This window comes from Burkholderia sp. Bp8963, from assembly GCF_003854275.1.
Classification (GTDB): Bacteria; Pseudomonadota; Gammaproteobacteria; order Burkholderiales; family Burkholderiaceae; genus Burkholderia.
The window spans coordinates 78,232-100,927 of sequence record NZ_QTQP01000026.1 but is presented as its reverse complement, the minus strand read 5'-3'; the positions used below and the strand labels follow the sequence as shown (position 1 = coordinate 100,927).

The 22,696-nt window shown below is 70.1% G+C and carries 18 protein-coding genes; 8 read left to right on the top strand and 10 right to left on the bottom strand.

Translation table 11 applies throughout. The features are described 5' to 3' along the window. Positions 1 to 3: 3 nt before the first annotated feature. A complete protein-coding gene (locus DID96_RS21895) occupies positions 4 to 2,778 on the top strand; it encodes an Hsp70 family protein (RefSeq protein WP_124601355.1) in 2,775 nt (924 codons plus the stop codon). Positions 2,779 to 2,926: 148 nt separating this feature from the next. Here DID96_RS21895 and ctlX read toward each other — a convergent pair whose 3' ends face one another. After that, on the bottom strand, positions 2,927 to 3,880 hold the full coding sequence (gene ctlX / locus DID96_RS21890) for a citrulline utilization hydrolase CtlX (protein WP_124601354.1): 954 nt from the start codon (positions 3,878 to 3,880) through the stop codon (positions 2,927 to 2,929). Between the two features lie 57 nt (positions 3,881 to 3,937). After that, a complete protein-coding gene (locus DID96_RS21885; RefSeq protein WP_124601353.1) occupies positions 3,938 to 5,017 on the bottom strand; it encodes an ornithine cyclodeaminase in 1,080 nt (359 codons plus the stop codon). On the opposite strand from DID96_RS21885, the gene DID96_RS38385 reads away from it, so the two are divergent. Then, positions 5,016 to 5,180, top strand: coding sequence for a hypothetical protein (locus tag DID96_RS38385; protein ID WP_185732325.1), 165 nt, complete (start codon positions 5,016 to 5,018; stop codon positions 5,178 to 5,180). The two genes, DID96_RS21885 and DID96_RS38385, sit on opposite strands and share 2 nt — an antisense overlap. A 112-nt stretch (positions 5,181 to 5,292) precedes the next feature. Then, positions 5,293 to 5,724, top strand: coding sequence for an Lrp/AsnC family transcriptional regulator (locus DID96_RS21880; RefSeq protein WP_124601352.1), 432 nt, complete (start codon positions 5,293 to 5,295; stop codon positions 5,722 to 5,724). Positions 5,725 to 5,817: 93 nt separating this feature from the next. Here DID96_RS21880 and DID96_RS21875 read toward each other — a convergent pair whose 3' ends face one another. Continuing rightward, complete coding sequence (locus tag DID96_RS21875) at positions 5,818 to 6,777, bottom strand: LysR family transcriptional regulator (protein ID WP_124601351.1); 960 nt, start codon at positions 6,775 to 6,777, stop codon at positions 5,818 to 5,820. 138 nt (positions 6,778 to 6,915) lie between these two features. On the opposite strand from DID96_RS21875, the gene DID96_RS21870 reads away from it, so the two are divergent. Then, complete coding sequence (locus DID96_RS21870) at positions 6,916 to 7,767, top strand: SDR family oxidoreductase (protein ID WP_124601350.1); 852 nt, start codon at positions 6,916 to 6,918, stop codon at positions 7,765 to 7,767. A 202-nt stretch (positions 7,768 to 7,969) separates the two neighbouring features. Here the strand turns inward: DID96_RS21870 and DID96_RS21865 are convergent, their stop codons facing one another. Both DID96_RS21865 and DID96_RS21860 read right to left on the bottom strand, forming a co-directional pair. Next, positions 7,970 to 9,412 carry a sensor histidine kinase gene (locus DID96_RS21865; RefSeq protein ID WP_124601349.1) on the bottom strand — a complete coding sequence of 481 codons (1,443 nt, stop codon included), beginning with the start codon at positions 9,410 to 9,412 and terminating at the stop codon, positions 7,970 to 7,972. Further along, positions 9,399 to 10,064, bottom strand: coding sequence for a response regulator transcription factor (locus DID96_RS21860; RefSeq protein WP_124601348.1), 666 nt, complete (start codon positions 10,062 to 10,064; stop codon positions 9,399 to 9,401). Before DID96_RS21860 ends, DID96_RS21865 begins: the two co-directional genes overlap by 14 nt. 187 nt (positions 10,065 to 10,251) lie before the next feature. Between DID96_RS21860 and DID96_RS21855 the strand changes: the two genes are divergently transcribed. Both DID96_RS21855 and DID96_RS21850 read left to right on the top strand, forming a co-directional pair. Further along, positions 10,252 to 11,268: an ABC transporter substrate-binding protein gene (locus tag DID96_RS21855; protein ID WP_124601347.1), complete on the top strand. Its 1,017-nt coding sequence runs from the start codon at positions 10,252 to 10,254 to the stop codon at positions 11,266 to 11,268. Between the two features lie 96 nt (positions 11,269 to 11,364). After that, positions 11,365 to 12,675, top strand: a complete 1,311-nt coding sequence (locus DID96_RS21850) for an MFS transporter (RefSeq protein ID WP_124601346.1) — start codon at positions 11,365 to 11,367, stop codon at positions 12,673 to 12,675. 97 nt (positions 12,676 to 12,772) lie between these two features. Here the strand turns inward: DID96_RS21850 and DID96_RS21845 are convergent, their stop codons facing one another. Then, positions 12,773 to 14,521: a sensor histidine kinase gene (locus DID96_RS21845; protein WP_124601369.1), complete on the bottom strand. Its 1,749-nt coding sequence runs from the start codon at positions 14,519 to 14,521 to the stop codon at positions 12,773 to 12,775. A gap of 100 nt (positions 14,522 to 14,621) precedes the next feature. Beyond that, positions 14,622 to 15,269: a response regulator transcription factor gene (locus DID96_RS21840; RefSeq protein WP_124601345.1), complete on the bottom strand. Its 648-nt coding sequence runs from the start codon at positions 15,267 to 15,269 to the stop codon at positions 14,622 to 14,624. Between the two features lie 438 nt (positions 15,270 to 15,707). Between DID96_RS21840 and DID96_RS21835 the strand changes: the two genes are divergently transcribed. Further along, on the top strand, positions 15,708 to 16,160 hold the full coding sequence (locus DID96_RS21835; protein WP_124601344.1) for a hypothetical protein: 453 nt from the start codon (positions 15,708 to 15,710) through the stop codon (positions 16,158 to 16,160). Between the two features lie 189 nt (positions 16,161 to 16,349). Continuing rightward, positions 16,350 to 18,371, top strand: a complete 2,022-nt coding sequence (locus DID96_RS21830) for an LssY C-terminal domain-containing protein (protein ID WP_124601343.1) — start codon at positions 16,350 to 16,352, stop codon at positions 18,369 to 18,371. A gap of 21 nt (positions 18,372 to 18,392) precedes the next feature. On the opposite strand, the gene DID96_RS21825 is transcribed toward DID96_RS21830, so the two are convergent. The 3 genes from DID96_RS21825 to DID96_RS21815 are packed head-to-tail and all read right to left on the bottom strand — an operon-like array spanning position 18,393 to position 22,670. Next, positions 18,393 to 18,527 carry a DNA-binding protein gene (locus tag DID96_RS21825; protein ID WP_409333799.1) on the bottom strand — a complete coding sequence of 45 codons (135 nt, stop codon included), beginning with the start codon at positions 18,525 to 18,527 and terminating at the stop codon, positions 18,393 to 18,395. 20 nt (positions 18,528 to 18,547) lie between these two features. Next, a complete protein-coding gene (locus DID96_RS21820) occupies positions 18,548 to 20,998 on the bottom strand; it encodes an alpha/beta hydrolase fold domain-containing protein (RefSeq protein WP_124601342.1) in 2,451 nt (816 codons plus the stop codon). Beyond that, positions 20,985 to 22,670 carry a GMC family oxidoreductase gene (locus DID96_RS21815; protein WP_124601341.1) on the bottom strand — a complete coding sequence of 562 codons (1,686 nt, stop codon included), beginning with the start codon at positions 22,668 to 22,670 and terminating at the stop codon, positions 20,985 to 20,987. Before DID96_RS21815 ends, DID96_RS21820 begins: the two co-directional genes overlap by 14 nt. Positions 22,671 to 22,696 lie beyond the last annotated feature (26 nt).

Below are 22,696 nucleotides of genomic sequence, written 5' to 3'. Positions count from 1 at the left end.
GCGATGAAGCGCTATACGGTCGGCATCGACCTCGGCACGAGCAACACGGTCGTCGCGTACGTCGAAGCGGGCTCCGACGCGATTCGCGTGTTCGATGTCGAGCAGCTCGTCGGGCCCGGCGCGATCGGCGCGCAGCCGCTGCTGCCGTCGGTGCGCTATCACCCGGCGGCGGGCGAGCTGCCGCCGGACGCGCTGCGGCTGCCGTGGCAACCGGCTGCCGCAGCCAGCGCGGCTGGCGTGGCCGCCGCGGCCAATGCGGCCAACTCGGCCAACGCGCCGCCAGCCGTGATCGGCCGGTTCGCGCGCACGCTCGGCGCGCAGGTGCCGGGCCGGCTCGTCACGAGCGCGAAAAGCTGGCTGTCGCACGCGTCGGTCGACCGGCTCGCGCCGATCCTGCCATGGGGCGCGGCCGACGGCGTCGCGAAGGTGTCGCCGGTCGACGCGAGCGCGAGCTATCTCGCGCACGTGCGCGATGCATGGGACGCGCATTTCCCGGATGCGCCGCTTGCCGAGCAGGACGTGATCCTCACCGTGCCCGCATCGTTCGACGACGGTGCGCGCGCGTTGACCGTCGAGGCCGCGCGTCTCGCGCGCCTGCCCGCGCTGCGCCTGCTCGAAGAGCCGCAGGCCGCGTTCTACGACTGGCTGTACCGCCACCGCGCGTCGCTGCGCGACACGCTCGCCGGCGCGCGGCGCGTGCTGATCTGCGACGTCGGCGGCGGCACGACCGACCTCACGCTCGTCGACGTCGCGCTCGGCGACGGCGGCGAGCCCGCGCTGACGCGGATCGGCGTTGGCAATCACCTGATGCTCGGCGGCGACAACATGGACCTCGCGCTCGCGCGGCTCGTCGAGCCGCGCCTGACCGAGCTCGGCGCGCGGCTGTCGGCCGCGAGCCTGTCGCAGCTCGTCGAGCGTTGCCGCGCGGCGAAGGAGCGCCTGCTCGGCGACGACGCACCCGACGCGGTCACGGTCACGCTGCTCGGCGCGGGCAGCCGGCTCGTCGGCGGCGCGCGCTCGGCGGAGCTGACGCGGCAGGAAGTCGAGCAGATCGTCGTCGACGGTTTCTTCCCGCAGGTCGCGGCCGACGACCTGCCGCGCCGCGCGCGCAGCGCGATCGTCGAATTCGGGCTGCCGTACGCGAGCGACGCGGCCGTGACGCGGCACGTCGCGGCGTTTCTCGCGCGGCACGCGGAAGGCCCGCTGCCCGACACGCTGCTGCTCAACGGCGGCGTGTTCCGTGCGGGCGTGCTCGCCGGCCGTCTCGCGCAGACGCTCGGCGCGTGGCGCGGCCAGCCGCTCAACGTGCTGCACAACGACCAGCCAGACATCGCAGTTGCGCGCGGCGCGGTCGCGTACGGTCTCGCGCGCGCGGGCCATGCGCCGCGCATCGGCGGCGGCTCGGCGCGCAGCTATTTCCTCGTGCTCGACGACGGCGGTTCCGAGGAGCGTGGCGTATGCCTGCTGCCGCGCGGCACCGAAGAGGGGCACGAGATCCGGCTCGACGAGCGCACGTTCGCGCTGCAGCTTGGGTCACCGGTGCGCTTCCACCTCGTATCGACAGTGGCCGACACCGCCTACCGGCCCGGCGACCTCGTCACGCTCGGCGACGGCGATTTCGTCCGCCTGCCGCCGATCGCGACGGTCGTCGAACGCCAGGATGCGCGCGGCGCGCGCGAGACGCCCGTGAAGCTGACGGCGTCGCTGACCGAAGTCGGCACGCTCGAGATGCACTGCATCGCGACCGGCGATGCGGCGCAGCGCTGGCGGCTCGAATTCCAGCTGCGCGGCGACGCGGCCACCGAGGGTGACTCTGACGCGCCGGTGCGCCATCCGCGGCTCGATCAGGCGATCGAGCTGATCGACCGCTCGTTCGGCAGCCGCGCATCGGACGTCACGCCGAAGGACACGCGCCGGCTGCGCGCGCAGCTCGAGCAGTTGCTCGGCCCGCGTGACGAGTGGGATGTCGCGCTCGCGCGCGAGCTGTTCGACGCGCTGCTCGCGCGCGCACGGCGGCGCCGGCGCTCGGCCGATCACGAACGCGCGTGGCTGAATCTCGCCGGCTATTGCGTGCGGCCGGGGTTCGGGCATCCGCTCGACGGGTGGCGCATCGAGCAGCTGTGGCCGCTGTTCGACGACGGGATCCAGTACGTGAACGACGCGCAGGTGTGGTCCGAGTGGTGGACGCTGTGGCGGCGCGCGGCGGGCGGGCTCGACGACGATGCGCAAGGGCAGGTGCGCGACGCGATCGCATTTCTCGAACCCGCCGACGGCAAGCGGCGCAAGCTGCCGTTCGATCCCGACAAGGTCGGCCCGGCGGACATGACGCGGCTGTCCGCATCGCTCGAGCGGCTGCCGGTCGAGCGCAAGATCGAACTCGCCGGGCGGCTGATTGCGCTGCTGCAGAAGCCGGCGGAACGCGCGCTCGGCGCATGGGCGCTCGGGCGCATCGGCGCGCGCCGGCCGTTCTACGGCAGCGCGCACGGCGTCGTGCCGGCTGAGGTTGCCGGCGGCTGGCTCGATGCGCTGTTTGCGCTCGACTGGAAGCAGGTTGAGCCGGCTGCGTTCGCGGTCGCGCAGATCGCGCGAATGACGGGCGACCGCTCGCGCGACCTGCCGCCCGACACGCGCGACGCGGTAATCCGGCGGCTCGTGGCGGCCAATGCGCCGGCGACGTGGATCGGCATGGTGCGCGAGGTCATCGAGCTCGATGCGGCCGATACGGTGCGCGTGTTCGGTGAGTCGCTGCCGGCGGGGTTGAAGCTGCTGGCGGAGTGAGCGGGCGGGGATTCGTCGGGCGGGGATCCGTCAATCGGCGGCTGCCATCGCGCGACGCGATGCCCGCTTTCGGCGGAACACCCCGGCCGCGTTGTGAAGCGGACGCGCGCCGGCCACGACAGGCACCGGCGCAACCAGGGGGAAAGTGTCAGCCGTGCCGGCGCGCGAGATGGATGCCGGCCAGCATGCAGCGCATCGAGCCGCCGGCCAGTTCGATCGTCGGCACGTCGAGCGGCAGCAGTTGCGCCGAACGCTCGATCAGGTTGCGCTGGCGCGGCGTCAGGCAGTCGAATGCGCGCCGCGACAGCGCGAGCACGCGCGAGTCGCGCCCCGACAGTTCGAGCGCATTGCCCGCGAAGTTCGCGATCTGAGACGGCTCGAGCGCGACCACCGTGCGGCCCGTTTCGGTCAGGCGACGCTCGACCTCGCCACGGCGGCCCTGATCGCGGATCAGGTCGAGGCCGATCAGCGCGAACTCGGTCGCGACGCTCATCATCACGTTCGTGTGATAGATCGGCTGGCCGTCGCCGTCGGCCGTGTCGAAGCACATCGGCTCGAAATTGAAGTGCGTGCAGAAGCGTTCGAGCGCGACCGGGTCGGCACGGCGCGAGCGCGCGGTGTACGCGATGCGCGCGACATGGTCGAGCACCATCGCGCCGGTTCCTTCGAGGAACACGTCGTCGTATTCGAGACCCGAATAGTCGATCACGTCCTGCACCCGGTATTCGGCCTTCAGCATCTCGATCACGTCCGCGCGCCGTTCGCGGCGGCGGTTCGGGCTGTACATCGGATACAGCGCGACGTGTCCGCCCGGATGCGTCGAAAACCAGTTGTTCGGAAACACCGAGTCGGGCGTGTCGCGTTCGCCGTGATCGTCGAACACGTGCACGCGCACGCCGGCGTCGGCGAGCGTCTGCGCGGCGGCGCTGACTTCGTCGCGCGCGGCAGCGGACACCGCGTGCATGTCGCATTCGCCGCGCTCGCCGCGCGCGCCGGCGGTGCGCTGGAACGCGTTGTCGGCGGCGGTTTCGGGGTTCGGCAGGAAGTGGTGCGGCCGGATCATCACGACGGCGGCCGGCGCCTGAATCGATACGAGGTTCATCGCAAGCAGGGGCAAAGTGCAAAGGGCGGTGCGGCGCGCACGCCGCACCGGCTCGGGTCAGCGTGCGAACGCGGCGACGGCGTCGGTGACGAAGGCCGTCTGGCCCTGCGCGATCGCGGCGGGATCGTCGATCAGCGCGAACAGGTTCTTCGGATCGACGGCCGGCGGGATCAGCGCGATCTCGACGCCCGCGTTGTGATGCTGCGCGAGCGTGAACAGATAGCGCAGCGCAGAGTAGTCCTCGAGCGCGAAGCCGACCGAATCGAACACGGTGATCTGCTGCGCGCTGTCGCGGCCCGTCGTCTCGCCCTGCAGCACGCGCCACAGTTCGGTCACCGGGAAGTCGGCCGGCAATTGCTGGATGTCGCCCTCGATGCGCGACTGCGGCTCGAACTCGACGAACACGCGGCCCGCGCGCAGCACGTCCGCATGCAGCTCGGTCTTTCCCGGGCAATCGCCGCCCACCGCGTTCAGGTGCATGCCGGGCTCGATCATGTCGGGCGTGATGATCGTCGCGTACGCCTTGTCGGCGGTCACGGTCGTCACGATGTCCGCGCCGCGCACGGCGTCGGCGGTCGATGCGGCGCGCACGACGCGCAGCGCCGGATACGCGGCGAGGTTCCGCACGAGCTTGTCGGTCGCGTGCGGATCGACGTCGAACACGCGGATTTCGTCGATGCCGAGCAGCGTATGGAATGCGATCGCCTGGAATTCGCTCTGTGCGCCGTTGCCGATCAGCGCCATCTTGCGCGCGTCCGGACGTGCGAGCGCACGTGCGGCGAGCACCGACGTCGCGGCGGTGCGCAGCGCGGTGGTCAGCGTGAGCTCGGCGAGCAGCAGCGGATAGCCGGTGTCGACTTCGGCGAGCGCGCCGAATGCCATCACCGTGTGCATCCCGCGCGCGGCGTTGACGGGGTGGCCGTTCACGTACTTGAACGCGAACAGCGACGCATTCGCGACCGGCATCAGCTCGATTACGCCGTCGCGCGAATGGCAGGCGACGCGCGGCGACTTGTCGAACTCGGCCCAGCGCAGATAGTCGGCGTGCAGCGTGTCGACGAGTTCGCCGAGGAAACGCGCGACGCCGGTTTGCGCGACCAGGCGGGCGGTGGCGGGAACATCGAGGAAGCGGGTCATGAAGCTGTCTCCTGTATCGAATATCGACCGGCGCTGGCGCTTCGGCGCCGGCACTGGTCCTGTGCAAAGTGGTGGGTGCGGCACGGCGGGCCGCACGATAGAGACATTATTTCCGCGACGCCGGCCAACAAATAGCCAGCAGAAGTGGCAAATTTATCGATAAACTGCACAAAATGACAGCCACATAAAGCAATGTGTCCGGTTTCCGCTGGTCAAGCGGGGCGGCACGCGGCACGCTTGCGGCTCGCTCGCCACTTACGGGAAAGGCAGGTCTGATGATTACCCTCGACGACGTCGACCGTCAGCTCATTGCACTGCTGCGCGACAACGCGCGGCTGTCGGTCGTCGCGCTCGCGAAGCAGCTGCGCGTCGCGCGCGCGACCGTGCAGAACCGGCTGACGCGGCTCGAAAAGCACGGCGTGATCGTCGGCTACACGGTGCGGCTGAAGCCGGCCGCCGAACGGCACCGGATTCGCGCGCTGATGTCGATCGCGGTGCAGGGCAACCGCGGGGCTGAAGTGGTCAAGGTGCTGCGCGGGCATCCGAACGTCGCGACGATTCACAGCACCAACGGGCGCTGGGATCTGATCGCGGAGCTGCACGCGGATTCGCTCGAGCATTTCGACCGCGTGCTGGGCGCGATCCGGCTGATCGACGGGATCGCGAATACGGAGACGAGTATTTTGTTGTCGACGCACAAGGCGTGACGCGCGGGCGTGCGCCGGGGCGACAGGCGGTGCACGTCGCACACGTGGCGGCCGCGCGCGTGACGGGCCGGCGCCGGTCGATTCGCGTCAACCTCAACCGAACGTATCGACGCGCGCCCGCCATGCACTTTGTGCAAACGACTCCGTCAGGAACTCGACGAACGCGCGGACCTTCGGCGGAGTCAGGCGTGCGTGCGCGTAGTACACGTGGATCGTGCCGACCGTCGCCGGATATTGGGTGAGCACGCACACGAGCCGGCCGGCGTCGAGATGCGGCAGCACGTGATGCACGCCGAGCCGCGCGAGCCCCATGCCGGCCACGGCCGCGTCGCAGATCGCGTCCAGATCGGTCAGCACGACCCGGCCGTCGACCGGCACCGTCACCGTTTCGTCGTTCGACGCGCCATTCACCGAGCCGGTCACTGCGCCGTTCACCGTGAACGCCCAATCGCGCACGCGGCCCGTGGTCGCGGAGCGCAGCCGGATGCAATCGTGGCGCGACAGGTCGGCGAGCGTCGCCGGCGTGCCGTGCTTTGCCAGATACGCGGGCGATGCGACGGTCAGCAGCCTGATCGGCACCAGTTCGCGCGCGACGACGTTCGCGTCGTCCTCGACGCCGGAGCCGATTGCCGCGTCGAAACCTTCCTTCACCAGATCCACATGGCGGTTCTCGAAGCTCCAGTCGAGCCGCAGGTCCGGATAGCGCTCGAGAAACGCCGGCATCAGCGGCAGCACGTACTGGCGCCCGAACCCGGGCGCGACGCTCAAGCGCAGCGTGCCGGCGGGACGCGTGTCACGCTCGGTCAGCGTCGCCATCGCCTGGCTCAGCGCACGGGCGGCCGTCGACGTTTCCGCGTACAGGCGCTCGCCGGCTTCCGTCAGCGTCAGGCTGCGCGTCGTGCGGCGGAACAGCCGCGTGCCGAGGCTGCGCTCCAGCTTCGCGACATGCTTGCTGACGGCGGCCGGCGTCACGCCCAGCCGGCCGGCCGCCGCGGAGAAACTGCCGGTTTCGACGGTTCTCAGGAAGCTTTCCAATACACGCAGATCGTCCATCGCGATTCGATCCGGAACGTTGAAATTGATTCGACAGATTATGGACTACCCGGCATGAATCGGGGTGGCTAGGATGAGGTTCGTCGTGTCGTGTTCGGCGTCGCGGCGCTCATTCCTTTTGAATTCAGGAGACACATCATGTCCGACACCATTCTCGTGACCGGCGCGACCGGGACGATCGGCCGCGAACTGGTCGCGCAACTGAAGGCGGCCGGCGCGCACGCGATCGCCAGTTCGGCGAGCGGCAAGGCGATCGACGGTATCGAAACGCGCCGTGCGGATTTTGCCGACCCCGGCAGCCTCGCGAGCGCGTTCGACGGCGTCGACACGCTGTTCCTGCTGCTGCCGCTGCAGGCCGACATGGTGACGCTTGCCGGTCATGCGGTCGCGGTGGCCAAGGCGGCCGGGGTCACGCACATCGTCCGTTCGTCGGGCGCGGGCGCCGATCCGGCGTCGCCGGCCGCGATCGCGCGCGTGCAGGGCGAGATCGACCGGCTCGTGACGGAATCGGGGCTCGCGTACACGATTGCCCGGCCGAACTGCTTCATGCAGAATTTCGTGACGTTCTATGCGGACATGATCCGTGCGGGCGCGCTGTATTTGCCGCAGGGCGACGGCAAGGTGTCGTTCGTCGACGTGCGCGACATCGCGGCGGTCAACGCGCGGGTGCTGCAACACCCGGCCGATCATGCAGGCCGGACCTACGACCTGACCGGCGGCGAAGCGCTGTCGAACGCCGACGTGGCGGCGCGCATCGGCGCGGCGCTCGGACGCGACGTCGGGTACGTGCCGGTGACGGACGACGCGGCGATCGCGTCGATGCGCGACGCGGGCGTCGACGCTTGGTCGATCGATGCGCTGATGAGCCTGAGCCGGATGATCGCGGCCGGCCAGACGGCGGCGGTCAGTGCCGATGTGCGGACGCTGCTCGGGCGCGCGCCGATTTCGTTCGAGCAGTTCGTTGCGGATTATGTGGGGAGTTGGCGCTGAGGGAGGGCGACGCCGCGCGAGCGCGGCGGGACCGGCGGCGCCACGTGCCCGTCGACTGTCGAATTCGGCGTCGCAGATGCGTGGCGCGGGCTTCGGAGCCGGGGCCCGCACGAAGCGCGGACAGGACTCGCCTCGTGACCTGCGTCGCGCATGATCCCTTGTCCGTCATCGCGCAACACGACGCAGCGCGGCCGAAAGGCGGTCAGGCCGTCGGGGGCTCGCGCGGCACGCCGGTTCCGGAGCCGCCCGCACGACCCCGCGCGCGCGGAAACGTCAGCACGACCGCGAATCCGCCCGCGTCCGGAAACGCGAACCCGACCCGCCCGCCGTGCGCCTTCATCACTTCCTGCACGATCGCGAGCCCGAGCCCCGAGCCCGTGCGCCGTTCGCTGCCGTCCGACGCGATGCGCACGAACGGTTGCAGTGCCGCGTCCCAGTGCTCGCGCGGAATGCCGCAGCCGTTGTCGGCAACGCGCAGTGTCACCGCGTCGCCGGATGTCGCGACCGACACAACGATGTCGTCCGCGTTCCCGTGCAGCAGCGCGTTGTGCAGCACGTTTGACAGCGCTTCCTGCAGGCTGATCGCGTCACCGTCGATCCACGCGTTCGGCGCATCGCTGTCGAACGCAACGGCGACGTCGCGCTCGTCGGCGAGCGGGATCGTGCGGCCGAGCACCTCCTTCGCGAGCGCGACCAGCTCGACCGGCTGCAGCGGCACGACCTCGGTGCGGTGGATCACCATCGCGTGATTCAGCAGTTGGCCGGTGAGGCGCCCGACATCCGCGCAGGTCGCGCGTAGCGCATCGAGCTGCGCGGCCTGGCGCGCCGTGTCGGTTTCGCTGCCGAGCAGCTCGATCTGTGCGTCGAGCCGCGCGAGCGGCGTGCGCATCTGATGCGCGGCGTCGGCGATGAAGCGCTGCATCGCAACGATCCGCTCCGCGAGGCGGCGCATCAGCCCGTTGATCGCGCCGATGATCGCGTCGATCTCGTTCGGCGTATCGACGGCCACGGGCCGCAGGTCGGCCGGATCGCGCGCGGCGATGATCGTCCCGATCTGTGCGAGCGGGCGCAGCCCGCGCCGGATCGCGAGGCCGCTCGCGCCGATCGCGAGCACGCTCATCAACAGGATCAGCGTCCACACCTTGAAGCTCATGTCGTTCGTCAGCTGCTGCCGCGCGTTCGTCGTCTGCGCGACGGTGACGAGCGCCCAGCCGGGCGTGCGTTCCTCGGGCATGTAGCGCGCGATGGTCGCCATCCGGATGCGTTCATGCTGGTAGATGCCGTTCGCGAACGCGGGGCCCTGTTTCGCGGCGGCGAGCGTAGTCCGGCTTGCGAGATCGTTGTAGCCGGCGACGACGACGCCGCGCGAATCGACGACTTTGTAGTAGACGAGGTCGTAGCGTGACAGCGTCGACAGCGCGGCGACCGGAGGATTCAGCGCGAGCACGCCGCCCTGTACGTAGAGGTTTTCCGCGACCTGGATCGCGGCGCCGGCGAGCAGCTGGTCGTACGCGCGTTCTGCCGCGACGCCCGCGTAGTAGCGCGCGATCGCCGCGAGCGCGAGCGCGCCCGTCGCGACGACGAGCGCGACGAACAGCAGCGTGCGTCCAAACAGCGTCTTCGGAAACCAGTCAATGCGTGGCAATCTGGTACCCCATCCCGCGCGCGGTGCGGATCTCGACCGAGCTGCCCGCGAGCTTCCTGCGCACGCGCGTCACGTACTGTTCGACCGCATTCGCGGTCGGCTCGTTGCCGAAGCTGAACAGCTGGTTCAGCAGCTCTTCCTTCGAGAAGATTCGCTGCGCCCGGCTCGCGAGAATCTCTAGCAGTGCGAATTCCTGGCGCGACAGCGACAGCGGCTTGCCGTCGAGTTCCGCGAGGCGGCTGCTGCGATCGATCACGAGGCCGCCGAGCGTCAGCACGTCGTTCGCGTGGCCGCTATTGCGGCGCAGGAGCGCCTGCACGCGGGCGTCGAGCTCGCGATAGTCGAACGGCTTTACGAGGTAGTCGTCCGCGCCGAGCCCGAGGCCGCTCACGCGATCGTCGATCGCGGAGCGCGCGGTGACGAGCAGCACCGGCGTCGTGCTGCCGGCTGAGCGCAGGTTGCGCAGGATCGCGAAACCGTCCATCGCGGGCAGCATCACGTCGAGCACGACGAGATCGAAACGCTCGACGCCGAGCAGGCTGTTCGCGGTCGCGCCGTCCGTCTCGAGGTCCACCGCGTGGCCGAGCCGGGTCAGGCGGCTGCGAATTGCCGCGCCGATTTCCGCGTCGTCCTCTACGACGAGAATGCGCATGGTGCCGTCCTGTCGATCCAATCGGTTAGGGGTTTTCCCGGGGAGGGGATGTCAGCATTTTCTCAGACTCGCTCGATAACCTGTGCATAGCCCGGGAATGCAAAGACGGGATTAATACCAGAGGAGACGGCGACATGCAGCAGGCAACGAGCGAAGCGGGCGCACGGCGCGTCGCGGGAGCACGCGCGTGACGCCGTCGTTGCGCCGCCGCGCGATCGTCGCCGTCGGGCTCGGCGCGGCGCTCGCGCCGTCGCTCGTGCTTTCGAAGCCGCGCACGGTGAGGATCTCGAAGGGCTATGGCGTGCTGTACCTGCCGCTGCTCGTGATGGAGAAGCAGCGCCTGTTCGAGCAGCATGCGGCGCGCCACGGCGTGCGCGACGTTAGCGTCGACTGGGTGCTGCTCGACGGCGGCAACTCGGTCAACGACGCGATGATGGCCGGCACGCTCGACTTCGCGGGCGCCGGTGCGCCGGGCTTCATCGAGCTGTGGGCGCGGGCTCGCGGGATTCCGAACGTCGAGGTGATCGGCATCAGCGGGCTGTCGACGACGTCGCTGTCGCTGAACGCGAACCGGGCCGGGCTGCGGACGCTCGCCGACTTCACGCAAACCGACCGGATCGCGGTGCCCGGCATCCGCACGTCGCTGTCGGCGGTCGTGCTGCAGATGGTCGCGGGCAGGCTGCTCGGCCAGCAGCAGTTCGCGCACCTCGATTCGATCACTGTGAACCTGCCGCATCCGCAGGCGATGGAGGCGCTGATCCGGCACGAGAACGGCGTCACCGCGCACTTCACGTCGCCGCCATTCTCGACGCTCGAGCTCAGGCAGCCGGGCATCCATCGCGTCGTCAATTCGATCGACGTGCTGGGCCCGTTGACGCTCGACGTCGTGTTCGCGCCGAAGCGGCTCGTCGACACCGAGCCGGCGCTCGCCGCTGCGTTTCTCGGCGCGCTCGACGACGCGAACCGGCTGATCGCGCAGGATCCGCGCGCGGCCGCGGCGATCTACGTCGCGGCGTCGGGCGTCGGCGTGTCGCGCGAAGACGTGATGCAGATGCTCGCCGCCCCCGACACACGTTTCTCGGTGAAGCCGAACCAGCTGATGGACTACGTCGATTTTCTCTACATGGCCGGCACGATCGAATCGAAGCCGCACACATGGACCGACATGTTCGTGCCGATGCTCGACGGCTTCCGGCCGTCGTGAGCGCAGGCGCCGGCAGACCGGACAAACGACCCGCGCCGTGCGCCCGAATGCGCGGCGCCCCACCCGACACAACCGATACCACGGAAGGAGCATGCAGTGAATCACACCGAAACCCTGGGCCCCGCGCCCGCCGAAGAGCAGCAGATCATGTCGAAGATCGCGCGGCGCCTGCTACCGATCCTCGTCGTGATGTTCCTGATCGCGTTCATCGACCGGCAGAATGTCGGCTTCGCGAAACTGCAGATGGTGCACAGCCTCGGCATGACGGAGGCGGCGTTCGGCCTCGCGTCGTCGCTGTTCTTCATCGGCTACCTGCTGTTCGAGGTGCCGAGCACGCTCGCGCTGCATCGCTATGGCGCACGCGTGTGGCTCGCGCGCATCATGCTGACATGGGGCGCGATCACCGTGGCGATGGGCTTCACGACGTCGATGCCGGTGTTCTGCGGGCTGCGCTTCGCACTCGGCATCGCCGAGGCCGGGTTCTATCCGGGCGTGATCTACTACCTGACGCTGTGGTTCCCGCAGAGCTATCGCGCGAAGGTGCTCGGCATCTTCACGCTCGGCAGTGCGCTTGCGAACATGCTCGGTTCGCTCGTCGGAGGCTGGCTGCTGAGCCTGAACGGCGTCTGGGGCCTCGCGGGCTGGCAGTGGGTGTTCATCGCGACGGGCATTCCGGCGGTGGCGGTCGCGATCGTCGTGTTCCGTGTGCTGCCTGCGTCGTATCGCGATGCACGGTTCCTGAATGAGCGCGAGAAGCAGATTGTCGCCGCCGCGCTCGAACGCGAGCAGCCCGCGCAGGCCGAGCACGCGCAGCCGTGGAAGGCGCTGCTCGATCCGCGTGTGATGCTGTTCGCGGCGACCTACATGCTGATGTCGACGTCGCTGTACGGCGTCACCTATTGGCTGCCGACGCTCGTGAAGTCGTTTGGCGTGTCGAGCGGCACGAACGGTTTCCTCAGCATGCTGCCGTGGGCGCTCGCGGTGCTGCTGCTGCTTTGGCTGCCGGCGAAACTGCGCCGCGCGAAGAGCATCCTGCGCACGATCGCGATCGTCGCGGCGCTCGGCGCGCTCGGTTTCCTGCTGAGCCTCATGCTGCCGTCGACGCCGCTGCGCTTCGTCGCGCTCGTGCTCGGCGGCGCGTGCATCCCGCTGCTGTATCCGTGCTTCTGGTCGATGCCGCCACGGTATTTCACCGGCGCGCGCGCGGCTGCAAGCGTCGCGGCGATCAATTCGATCGGCAACCTCGGCGGCTTCTTCAGCCAGAACCTGATGCCGTTCGCGGGGAAAGTGACCGGCACCGCGTTCGGGCCGATGATCGTGCCGATCGTGTGCCTCGCGCTGCTCGGCGTCGGCGCGCTGGTCGCGTGGACGCGCTCGGAGCGGGGGATGATGGAGGTGCAGGCTTGAGGGTGGGGTGGCCGGGGAGAACTACGGCGAACGGACGGCTGACCGCCGATCCCGCATCGCGCGTCGCACGACCACCCACCAGCCACCGCACCTCTCGCTAACCCACCTGTCCCGCCGGATGCCCGCTCGCCGCGTACGCCACGTGTGCGGCCTGTAGCGGAATCCGGACCTCGACGGTCGTGCCCTTGCCGGGCGCGGTGTCGATCGTCAGCGCGCCACCCACCAGATACGCCCGCTCGCGCAGCCCGACGAGCCCGAACGAGCCGGGCTTGCGCGGATCGCCGGGATCGAAGCCCGCACCGTCGTCGCGGATCGCGAGCGCGATGGCGTCGTCGGTACACACCAGATCGACCACCGCCTGCGACGCGGCCGCATGCCGCGCGACGTTCGCGAGCGCTTCCTGCGCGATCCTGAACACGGCCGTCGCATACGGCTCGTCGAGACGATGCTCGGGCGGATCGACGCGCAGCGTGCACGCGACCCCGTGCCGCTGCCGGAAGTCCTGAACGAGCCACTGCATCGCCGCGGCAAAGCCGAGATCGTCGAGCATCAGCGGTCGCAGGTCCGACGCGATGCGTCGCGTCGCGGCCACCGCGCCGCGCGCGAGCCCGTGCATCGCGGCGATCTTGCGCGCGAGCAGCGCGTCGTCCTGAGGAACGTGATCGAGCAGCCATTCGAGGTCGTTCTTCAGCGTCGCAAGCGTCTGCGCGAGTTCGTCGTGCAGTTCGCGCGCGATGCGGCGCTGTTCCGCCTCGCGCGCGGTCGCGCTGATCGCCGAGATCTCGCGCAGCTCCTCGCGCGACGCCTTCAGCGCCCGCTCGGCCCGCACGCGCTCCTCGACCTCGCGACGCAGGTCGCGGTTCGACGCGCTCAGCTGCGCGGTGCGCGCGGCGACGCGCTGCTCGAGGCGTTCGTTCGCGTCGTTCAGCTCGGCAGTCTTTTGCAGCACGAGCTGATGTTCGCGCCGCTCGCCTTCGAGCGCGTGCACCGTTCGCGCATGGAGCCGGCCGTTCTCGAACAGCATCGCGAACAGCACGACGCTCGACGCGGCGAGCCCATACGCGCGCCCCGCGTAGAAGCCGAGATCGAAACGTCCGTGGTTCAGCATCGCGGACAGCGCAATGTCGAACAGCCACGCGACCATCACGATCATCACCCACAGGTCGAGCACCGAATGGCGCCGCCGCCGCCGCCACATCAGCACGAGCCCGATCAGGTTCAATACCCAGACGGTCACGATCGTGGTCGAGATCGGCGCGATCGTCCGGTTGCCGTGCATGATGCGCGGCAGCAGGTGGCTGCCGGCGGTTGCGACGAGCGTCAGCGCGACCGTCGCGGCGCAGGCGGCTGCGATGCACGCGATGATCGGGATCACCGCAGGAAGGGCCGCCTTCGGCCGCGCGTGCGTGTCGTCGCGCAGCAGCGCGTAACCCGCGACGGCGAGCGGAAAGCCGCTATGCCAGAACATGTACAGCCACGCGGTCGTCTGCTCGCCCGCGCCCAGCAGGCCAGTGGGCGCGAACAGGCCGGGGAAGCTCAGCATGTGCGCGCCGGCCATCAGGCTCGTGAACAGGTAGCCTCCCGCAAGCACCAGCAGCGCGCGCTCGCGCAGGATCGCGAACTGGCCGAGCAGGAGGCCGGCGGTCACCATGTCGTTGACCATGATCGCCGCTTCGTAGACGGGGATGAACGCCCACATCTGCGCAAGCTGCACGGTCGCGAACGGCGCGAGCGCGGCGAAGATCACGGCCGACACGATCACGGTGGCCAGCGCCAGCCGGCGCTCCGGCCGCTCGGGCGGCAGCGACGACATGAACATCCGCGAGGGTTCGGCCGGCTCGCTCATGGGCTTCTCCGTCGATGGGCGCGGCTCGCGCGGCGGCGTGCCGAGCGGCGGGAGGCGGTGCCGGAACGGTGCATCGTTGCGGGCATCATTCATGTCACGCTCATTCGCTGTCCAGGCCGATGCCGAGATCGTGGCGCACCGCGTAGCGGATCAGCGCGGCTTCGTGCGGCAGGTCCATCTTCTCGAGAATGCGCGTCTTGTAGGTGCTGACCGTCTTTCCGCTGAGGCCGAGCGCGCCGGCGATCTGCGTGATGGTCTCGCCCGCGACGATGCGGCGCATCACGTCGAATTCGCGCGCGGACAGCCGATCGTGCGGCAGCGTCTCGGCGGGTGCGTGCAGGGTTTTTGCAAGGCTTTCCGCGGCCGACGGGCTGACGTAGATGCCGCCCGCCGCCACCTTGCCGACCGCCGCGACCAGCTCGGCGGTCGCGCTGTCCTTCGTCAGGTAGCCGGTCGCGCCGGCCTTGAACGCGCGCGCCGCGTACTGTTCTTCCGCATGCATCGTCAGCACGAGCGTGCGCAACGCCGGTGCGTGCGTCTTGATCAGCTTGATGAGTTCGATGCCGGTCGGCGCCGGCATCGACAGGTCGAGCAGCAGTACGTCGGCCGCGCGGCGCTCGGCCAGCGCGAGCGTGGCCGAGCCGTCGCTCGCTTCGCCGACGATTTCAAAGCCGCCGGCCGTCTCGAGAATGTGACGCAGTCCGTCGCGCATGACTGCGTGGTCGTCAGCCAGTATCACCTTGATCATGGAGCGTTCCTCTTCCGGGATGGCGCTTCGGCGCGTAACGCGCGGGTGTCGTGTCAGACGGCAATGCCGGACCGCCGGTCGGCGCGATGTCGCCGGAGCGGTTCAACATCTGAACAATATATTCCGCCGAGGCCCAAAACGGTACACGCGCGGGAAATTTTATGCGGCGCAACACGGGGAATCTGTCACGCGGCGAAACAATCGGGGCGAGATGCTGGCACGGCATGCGCGTGCGTTTGCTCGTGCTGCAACGGCTTGCGATCTGCTTTCGGTTTCGCCAGGGCGGCTTGCATATCGCCTCGCCGGCCACGTCGGCCTCGTCGGCCGCGCCGACCCCGCCGACCCCGCCGACCCCGCCGGGCGGCGATCCTCACGAGACGGCCCGATTCGGGGATAAACTGGTCCCACATCGAACCCGCGATCCAAGGAGACCCCGCGATGATCGATCTCGCCGAAATCCTGCCGGCCGCGTTGCCTGCCGCAGTCGCGTGGGCCGAAGCGCAAGCGGCGCGCGGGCAAGCGCTGGGCGCGCCGCTGACGCCCGGCCAGGCCGACGATGCGCGGGCGGTCGGCGTCGCACAGCCGGAGCGGATCCGGATCGTGACCACCGCGGTGCTGCCGTTTCCCGATACGCCGTCGCTGGCCGCGATCGCGCGCGACACGGGGCTGCTGTCGCCCGGCACGATCGGCCTCACGCTCGGCCACGCGGTATTCGTCGTCGAAGAACATGTCACCCGCCGGTTGCTGACCCATGAGTTCCGCCACGTGCATCAGTACGAGGCTGCCGGCTCGATCGGCGCGTTTCTCGCGCGCTACTTGCACGAGATCGCGACGTTTGGCTACGTCGACGCGCCGCTCGAAGCTGACGCGCGGCAGCACGAGCGCGGCTGACGGCCGCGCTGCGCACGACGGCATGCGAACGCCGCCCAGCCAGGCCGCCGCCCCGGCGCCGGAGGTCCGGCTGCGTCGGCCCGCGCGCCGGACGCCGTATCCGGCACGCCGCGAGCCTGCCAATCGAAGAGACTCGCGCCGGACGCCGCATCCGGCACGCCGCGAGCGCGCCAATCGACGAGACCCGCGATGAGCGAAACGATCCATGCGTGGCTCGGCGTCATCGGCACCCATCCGGCGCTCGCGCTCGCCATCGTGTTCGCGACGGCCTGCGCGGAATCGCTCGCGCTGATCGGCACGCTCGTGCCGGCCGGCGCCGTGATGTTCGCGGCCGGCGCGTTGATCGGCGCGGGCGCGCTCGACGGCTGGGCGACGCTCGGCATCGCGGCGGCCGGCGCGATCGTCGGCGACGGGATCAGCTTCGAACTCGGCCGGCACTATCGCAGCGACGTGCGGACCTGGTGGATCCGCGCCGGGTACGCGCAGTCGTACGAGCGCGGCGAGCAGTTCGTGCTGCGCCACGGCATGAAGAGCATCGCGTTCGCGCGCTTCCTCGCGCCGGTGCGCGCGGTCGTGCCGGTGATCGTCGGCTGCGCCTTCCTGCCGCGGCGGTCGTTCTATCCGGTCAATATCGCATCGGCGCTCGTCTGGGCGCCGGTTCACATCGCGCCGGGCATCGTGTTCGGCGCGTCGGCGGCGCTCGCCGCGGCGGTCAGCGCGCGGGTCGCCGCGATCCTGCTGGTCGTCGCGGCGCTGGTCGCGGCCGTGTGGTTCGGCGTGCGCGTCGCGCTGACGCGCGGCGTGCCGCTGCTGCGCCGCGCATGGTCGGCCGCAGCGCGTGCGTGCGCGCGGCGCTGGCCGTGGCTCGGCGCGACGCTGCGCCGGCTCGCCGCGCGCGGTCGACGCGTGCCAGGTGCGGTGCCCGCGCTCGCGCTGCTGTTCGTCGGCAGCGTGTGGCTGTTCGCCGGCATCGTGCAGGACGTCGTGGCGAACGATCCGCTGATGCAGGCCGACACCGCGCTGTACACGTTCCTGCAGAACCTGCGCACGCCGCCCGTCGATGCGGCGATGAGCGCGGTCACCGTGCTGAGCGGCCGCGACGTCGGGCTGATCGTCGCGGCCGCGTTCCTCGTCTGGCTGCTGATCCATCGCTGCTGGCTGACGGCCGCGTGGTGGCTCGCGGCGGTCGGTGTCTCGGTCGTGCTCGTGCCGGCGTTCGCCCCGGGAGAGAACGGCGCGGCGACCGTGACCTTGCTGCCCGGCGGCGCACACGTGTCGCTGCCGAGCGGCGATGCCGCGTTCGAGATGCTCGCGAGCAGTTTCATGGGCTGGGTGCTGACGCGCGGACGCGCCGCACTGTGGCGCAGCGGTGTCGCGACGGCGATCGTGATGTGGGTCGTGCTCGGCGGCTTCGCGCGGCTCTATCTCGGCGAGACCTGGCTGTCGGGGCTGCTCGGCGGCTGGAGCCTCGGGCTCGCGTGGTTCGCGGTGCTGGCCGGCACTTACGCGTATGCGCACGTGCGTGACGAGGTCCAGCCGAAGGGCGCGTTCGTCGCCGTCGTCGTGGTGCTCGCGACGGCGGGCGTCTGGACGGTTCCCGCGCAGTGGCAGGCCGAGCGCGACCAGCATGCGCATGCGGCGCGCGTGGTTGCGATGACCGTCGACCAGTGGATGCGTGGCGGCTGGCTGCGCGTGCCGATGCGGCGCACCGAGATCAGCGGCGATCGCGAGGAATACCTGCCGCTGCAGTGGAGCGTGACGTCCGACACGCTCGACCGGCATCTCGCGCAGGCCGGCTGGTTGCGCGCGACGCCGTGGTCGATGCAAACCGCGTTGCGCTGGCTGCTGCCGCAGACGCCGGCCGACAGCCTGCCGGTGCTGCCGCGCTATTCGCAAGGCGAGGGAACGCGGCGCGTGTTCGTGCGCGTCGATCCGCAGCAGCCGGACCGCCGGCTCGTGCTGCGGCTGTGGCGCTATCCGTACGTGCTGCAGGACGCGCGTGGCACGCGCGGGCTGTGGTATGGCGCGCTGTACCGGGAAACGCTGCACCATCCGGCGCGGCTGATGACCGTCGTGCGCACCCGGACGATCGACGGCCCGGCGGAGATCGCGCACGCGCTCGCGGTCGACGCGACGGTCGTGCAGCCGCCGCCCGGCACGCCGTCGGCGCCGGCCGACGTGCTGCTGGTGTGGACGGTGGCCGAGCCGTGAGCGGCGCCGCGCGTGCGCGGCTTATGCGTGCGCGGCTTCCGCGTGCGGCGCCGGCTCGACGGACAGCCGCAGGCCGACCGTCTTCAGCACGGCCAGCAGGGTTTTCAGTGTCGGGTTGCCGCTCGGCGAAAGCGCGCGAATTGGCCGAATGGCCAACGTGACCGACCGCGCGTCCGTCACGGCACCGCGACCACCTGTTCCCGCGCGAAGCCCGCGAGCGTGCGCAGCGCGTCGCGCGCCGAGCGCAGGTAGAACGACTGCAGATGGAACACGTGCCAGCGCGCCGCGTGCACTTCGAGGCGGCACGGCACGCCGCATGCGAGCGCGTGATCCGCGAGGCGTTGCGCGTCAGACAGCAGCACTTCCTGGTCGCCGGCCTGGATCAGCATCGGCGGCAGGCCGCGCAGATCGGTATCGAGCGGGCCGCGCATCGAGGCCGCAGCCGCGCCGTGATACCAGCGCAGCCCCTGTTCGAGCCAGCCGCGCCGGATCATCGGGTCGTCGCTGCTGCGCGAGCTCAGCGTGTCGCCGCGCAGCGCCGGATCGGTGACGGGCGAGATCAGCAGCAGTCCGGCCGGCGCGGGCTCGCCACGGTCGCGCAGCGCGATCGCGAGGGCCAGCGCGAGCGCGCCGCCCGCCGAATCGCCGGCGACGACGATGCGTGCCGGCGCATGACCCTGCGCGCGCAGCGCGGCGTACGCGGCCAGTGCATCGTCGAGCGCGGCAGGGTACGGGTGTTCGGGCGCGAGCCGGTAATCGGGCGTCCATACCGCCATCCCCGATTCGTCGGCGAGCCGCGTCGTCACGCTGCGGTGCGTGCCGGGCCCGCCGACGCAGAACGCGCCGCCGTGCAGGTACAGGATCGCGCCGCCCGCATCGCCGCGTTTCGGCGCGACGACTTCCGCAGGCACGCCGCCCGCCGACGTGCGATAGCGGATCATGCCGCCGATGCCGGGCATCAGTGGCGACAGTAGCCCGACCACGCGACGCTGGAGCCCGACGCCGAACGGCGGCCCGATCAGCGAGCGGAAGCCGATTCGCAGGAAGCCGCGCAGGAAGCCGGCGTTCAGCGCTTCCAGCGCGCCGCCCGGCGCGGCGACGGCAATCCCGCCCGCGTGCCCGGCCGCGCCCGGCAGCACGGTCGAGAAGCGGTACGCGGCGAGCCCCGAGAAGCGCGTGAGCCAGCGATACGACAGCGTGAAGCCCGGCCAGTTGGTGCTGTTGTGGCCGGACGCATCCACATACCAGCTCTTGCAGCCGCTCCACACCGAACCCGCGAGGCGCTGCTGCACATGCAGGTTGAAACGACCGTAGCGGCGTGCGTCGACGTCGATCGCGGTCGCGCCGGCGCGCCGCATCGCGCGCATGCAGCGCATCACGTGTGCGATCTGGCTCTCGAGCATGTAGACGATCGAGTTGTGGCCGAGGTTGGTGTTCGGGCCGTACAGCATGAAGAAATTCGGAAAGCCCGGCACCGTCATCCCGAAATACGCCTGCGCGCCGCGCCGCCACGCGTCGTTCAGGTCGAGCCCGCCGCGGCCCGTGATGCGCATCGGCGACAGGAATTCGGTTGCCGCGAAGCCGGTGCCATAGATGATCGCGTCGACCGGATGATGCGTGCCGTCGGCCGTCTCGATGCCGTTTTGGGTCACGCGGCGGATCCGTTGCGTGACGAGTTCGACGTTGCCCTTGCTCATCGCGGCCAGATAGTTGCTCGACAGCAGGATCCGCTTGCAGCCGATCGGGTAGTCGGGCGTGAGCTGCTCGCGCAGCGCCGCGTCGGGCACCTGCCGCGCGAGCAGCTGGCGGAACGGCCGGCCGACCGCGAATTTCATCAGCCCGTTGAAGCGCGTGAACGCGATCGCGCGCGATTCGTAGCGGACGTAGATCGCCGCGCGATGCAGCTTCATCGCCCACGGCAGCCGCCGGAACAGCGCCTGCTGCCACGGCCGGTACGTGCGGTCCAGGCGCGGCATCAGGTATGCGGGCGAGCGCTGGAACACCGTCAGCGTCTTCACGGTATCGGCGATCGCCGGCACGAACTGGATCGCGGACGCCCCCGTGCCGATCACCGCGACGCGCTTGCCGGCGAGCGGATACGCGTGGTCCCAGTGCGCGGAATGGAACGCATGGCCTCGGAAGGCGTCGATGCCGGGCAGGTTCGGCCGCGCGGGACGGCTCAGTTGCCCGGTGCCGCTGACGAGCAGCGCGGCGCTCAGCGTCGTGCCGTCCGCCAGCGTCACGCGCCACAGCGCGTGCGGCTCGTCGTAGCGCGCGTGCGCGACTTCCGCGCCGAAGCGCAGGTGCCGCGCGAGGCCGTACTTGCGCGCGCAGTGCTGCAGGTACGCATGGATTTCCGGCTGCGGCGCGAACGTGCGCGACCAGCGGGGGTTCGGCTCGAACGAGAACGAGTACAGATGCGACGGCACATCGCACGCGGCGCCCGGATAGCTGTTGTCGCGCCACACGCCGCCAACGTCGTGCGCGCGTTCGAGGATCACGAAGTCGTGCACGCCGGCGCGCTGCAGCGCGACCGCCATGCCGATGCCGGCGAAGCCCGCACCGATGACGATCGCCGAGAGCGGCGGGGTGGCGTCGTCGGGAACGGTGGAATCAGGCGAGCGCATGGTGGGTCTCCTTCGGTTGCGCGGGATGGGGGGCGCTTGCTTCGCGCTCCGTGTCGTCATGCGACGGCATCTGCACACGGCTGACGCCGCGCATCAGATCGACCGCCTTCTCGGCGATCATGATCGTTGGCGCATTGGTGTTGCCGCCGATCAGCGTCGGCATCACGGACGCGTCGACGATCCGCAGCCCCTGCAGCCCGCGCACGCGCAATTGCGGATCGACGACCGCGAGCGCGTCGTGGCCCATCCGGCACGTGCCGACGGGGTGATAGACGGTGTCGGTGCGCTGGCGCAGCGCGTCGCGGATCTCGTCGTCGGTCGTCACGTTCGCGGTGAACATGTCGCGCGTGATCCAGCTCGCGAGCGCGGGCGCCTGCATCAGCCGGCGCGTCAGCCTGAAGCCGGCGACCATGTCGTCGAGATCGCGCGGATCGTCGAAGAACGCCGGATCGATGCGCGGCGCTGCGAGCGGATCGGCGCTTTGCAGCGTGACCGCGCCGCGGCTGCGCGGCCTCAGCAGGCACACGTGGCACGACAGTCCGTGGCCGAGATGAAACCGGCGCGCGTGATCGTCGACGAGCGCGACGACGAAATGCAGCTGGACGTCCGGCGCGTCGAGCTCGGTGCGTGTCTTCAGGAAGCCGCCGCCTTCCGCGAAATTCGACGTCAGCATCCCGCGCCGCTCGCCGCGAAAGCGCAGCAGCTCGCGCAGCATCCGCAGGCCGCCGCGCGCCGACACGCCCATCGTGTCGACGCTGCGCGTCCGGTAGCCGAAGACGAAGTCCGGGTGATCCTGCAGGTTGCGGCCGACGCCGGGCAGGTCGACGAGCGTACGGATGCCGAAACGTCCGAGTTCGGCGGCCGGGCCGACGCCGGACAGCATCAGCAATTGCGGCGTCTGCAACGCGCCCGCGGCCAGCACGACCTCGCGACGCGCGCGCAGCGTGCGGACCTCGCCGTGCTGCCGCACCTCGACGCCGACCGCGTGCGTGCCGTCGAACAGGATGCGCAGCACCTGCGCGTGCGTCTCGACCGTCAGATTGTCGCGGCGCCCGATGTGCGGCAGCAGGTAAGCGCGCGCGGCGCTCCAGCGTTCGCCGTGCTTCTGCGTGACCTGGTAGATGCCGATGCCTTCCTGCTGCGCGCCGTTGAAATCGTCGGTCAGCGGCAGGCCGGCCTGGCGGGCCGCTTCGCGGTAGCGTGCGTGAAACGGGTTGCCGGTGCGCAGGTCGCTGACCCACAGCGGGCCGTCGCGGCCATGCCATGCATCGTCGAATCGTTCGTTGTGCTCGCTGAGCCGGAAGTACGGCAGCACGTCGTCGTAGGACCAGCCTTCGTTGCCGAGCGCGGCCCAGTGGTCGTAGTCGCTGCGGTGGCCGCGGATGTAGACCATCGCATTGATCGCGGACGAGCCGCCGAGCGCCTTGCCGCGCGGCTGGTAGCCGCGGCGTCCGGCGAGCCCCGCTTGCGGCTCGGTCTCGAACGCCCAGTTGTTCACGCGGGTCGGCAGCATCGCGACGGCGCCGGTCGGCACGTTGACGACCATGCCGTCGCCGCGGTTGCCGGCCTCGAGCACGCAAACGGTCGTGTGCGGATCCTCGGACAGGCGTCCCGCGACGACGCAGCCGCCCGAACCGCCGCCGACGACGATGTAGTCGAATACCTTGTTCATGAAGTCATTCCCGGAGAATCGGTGGA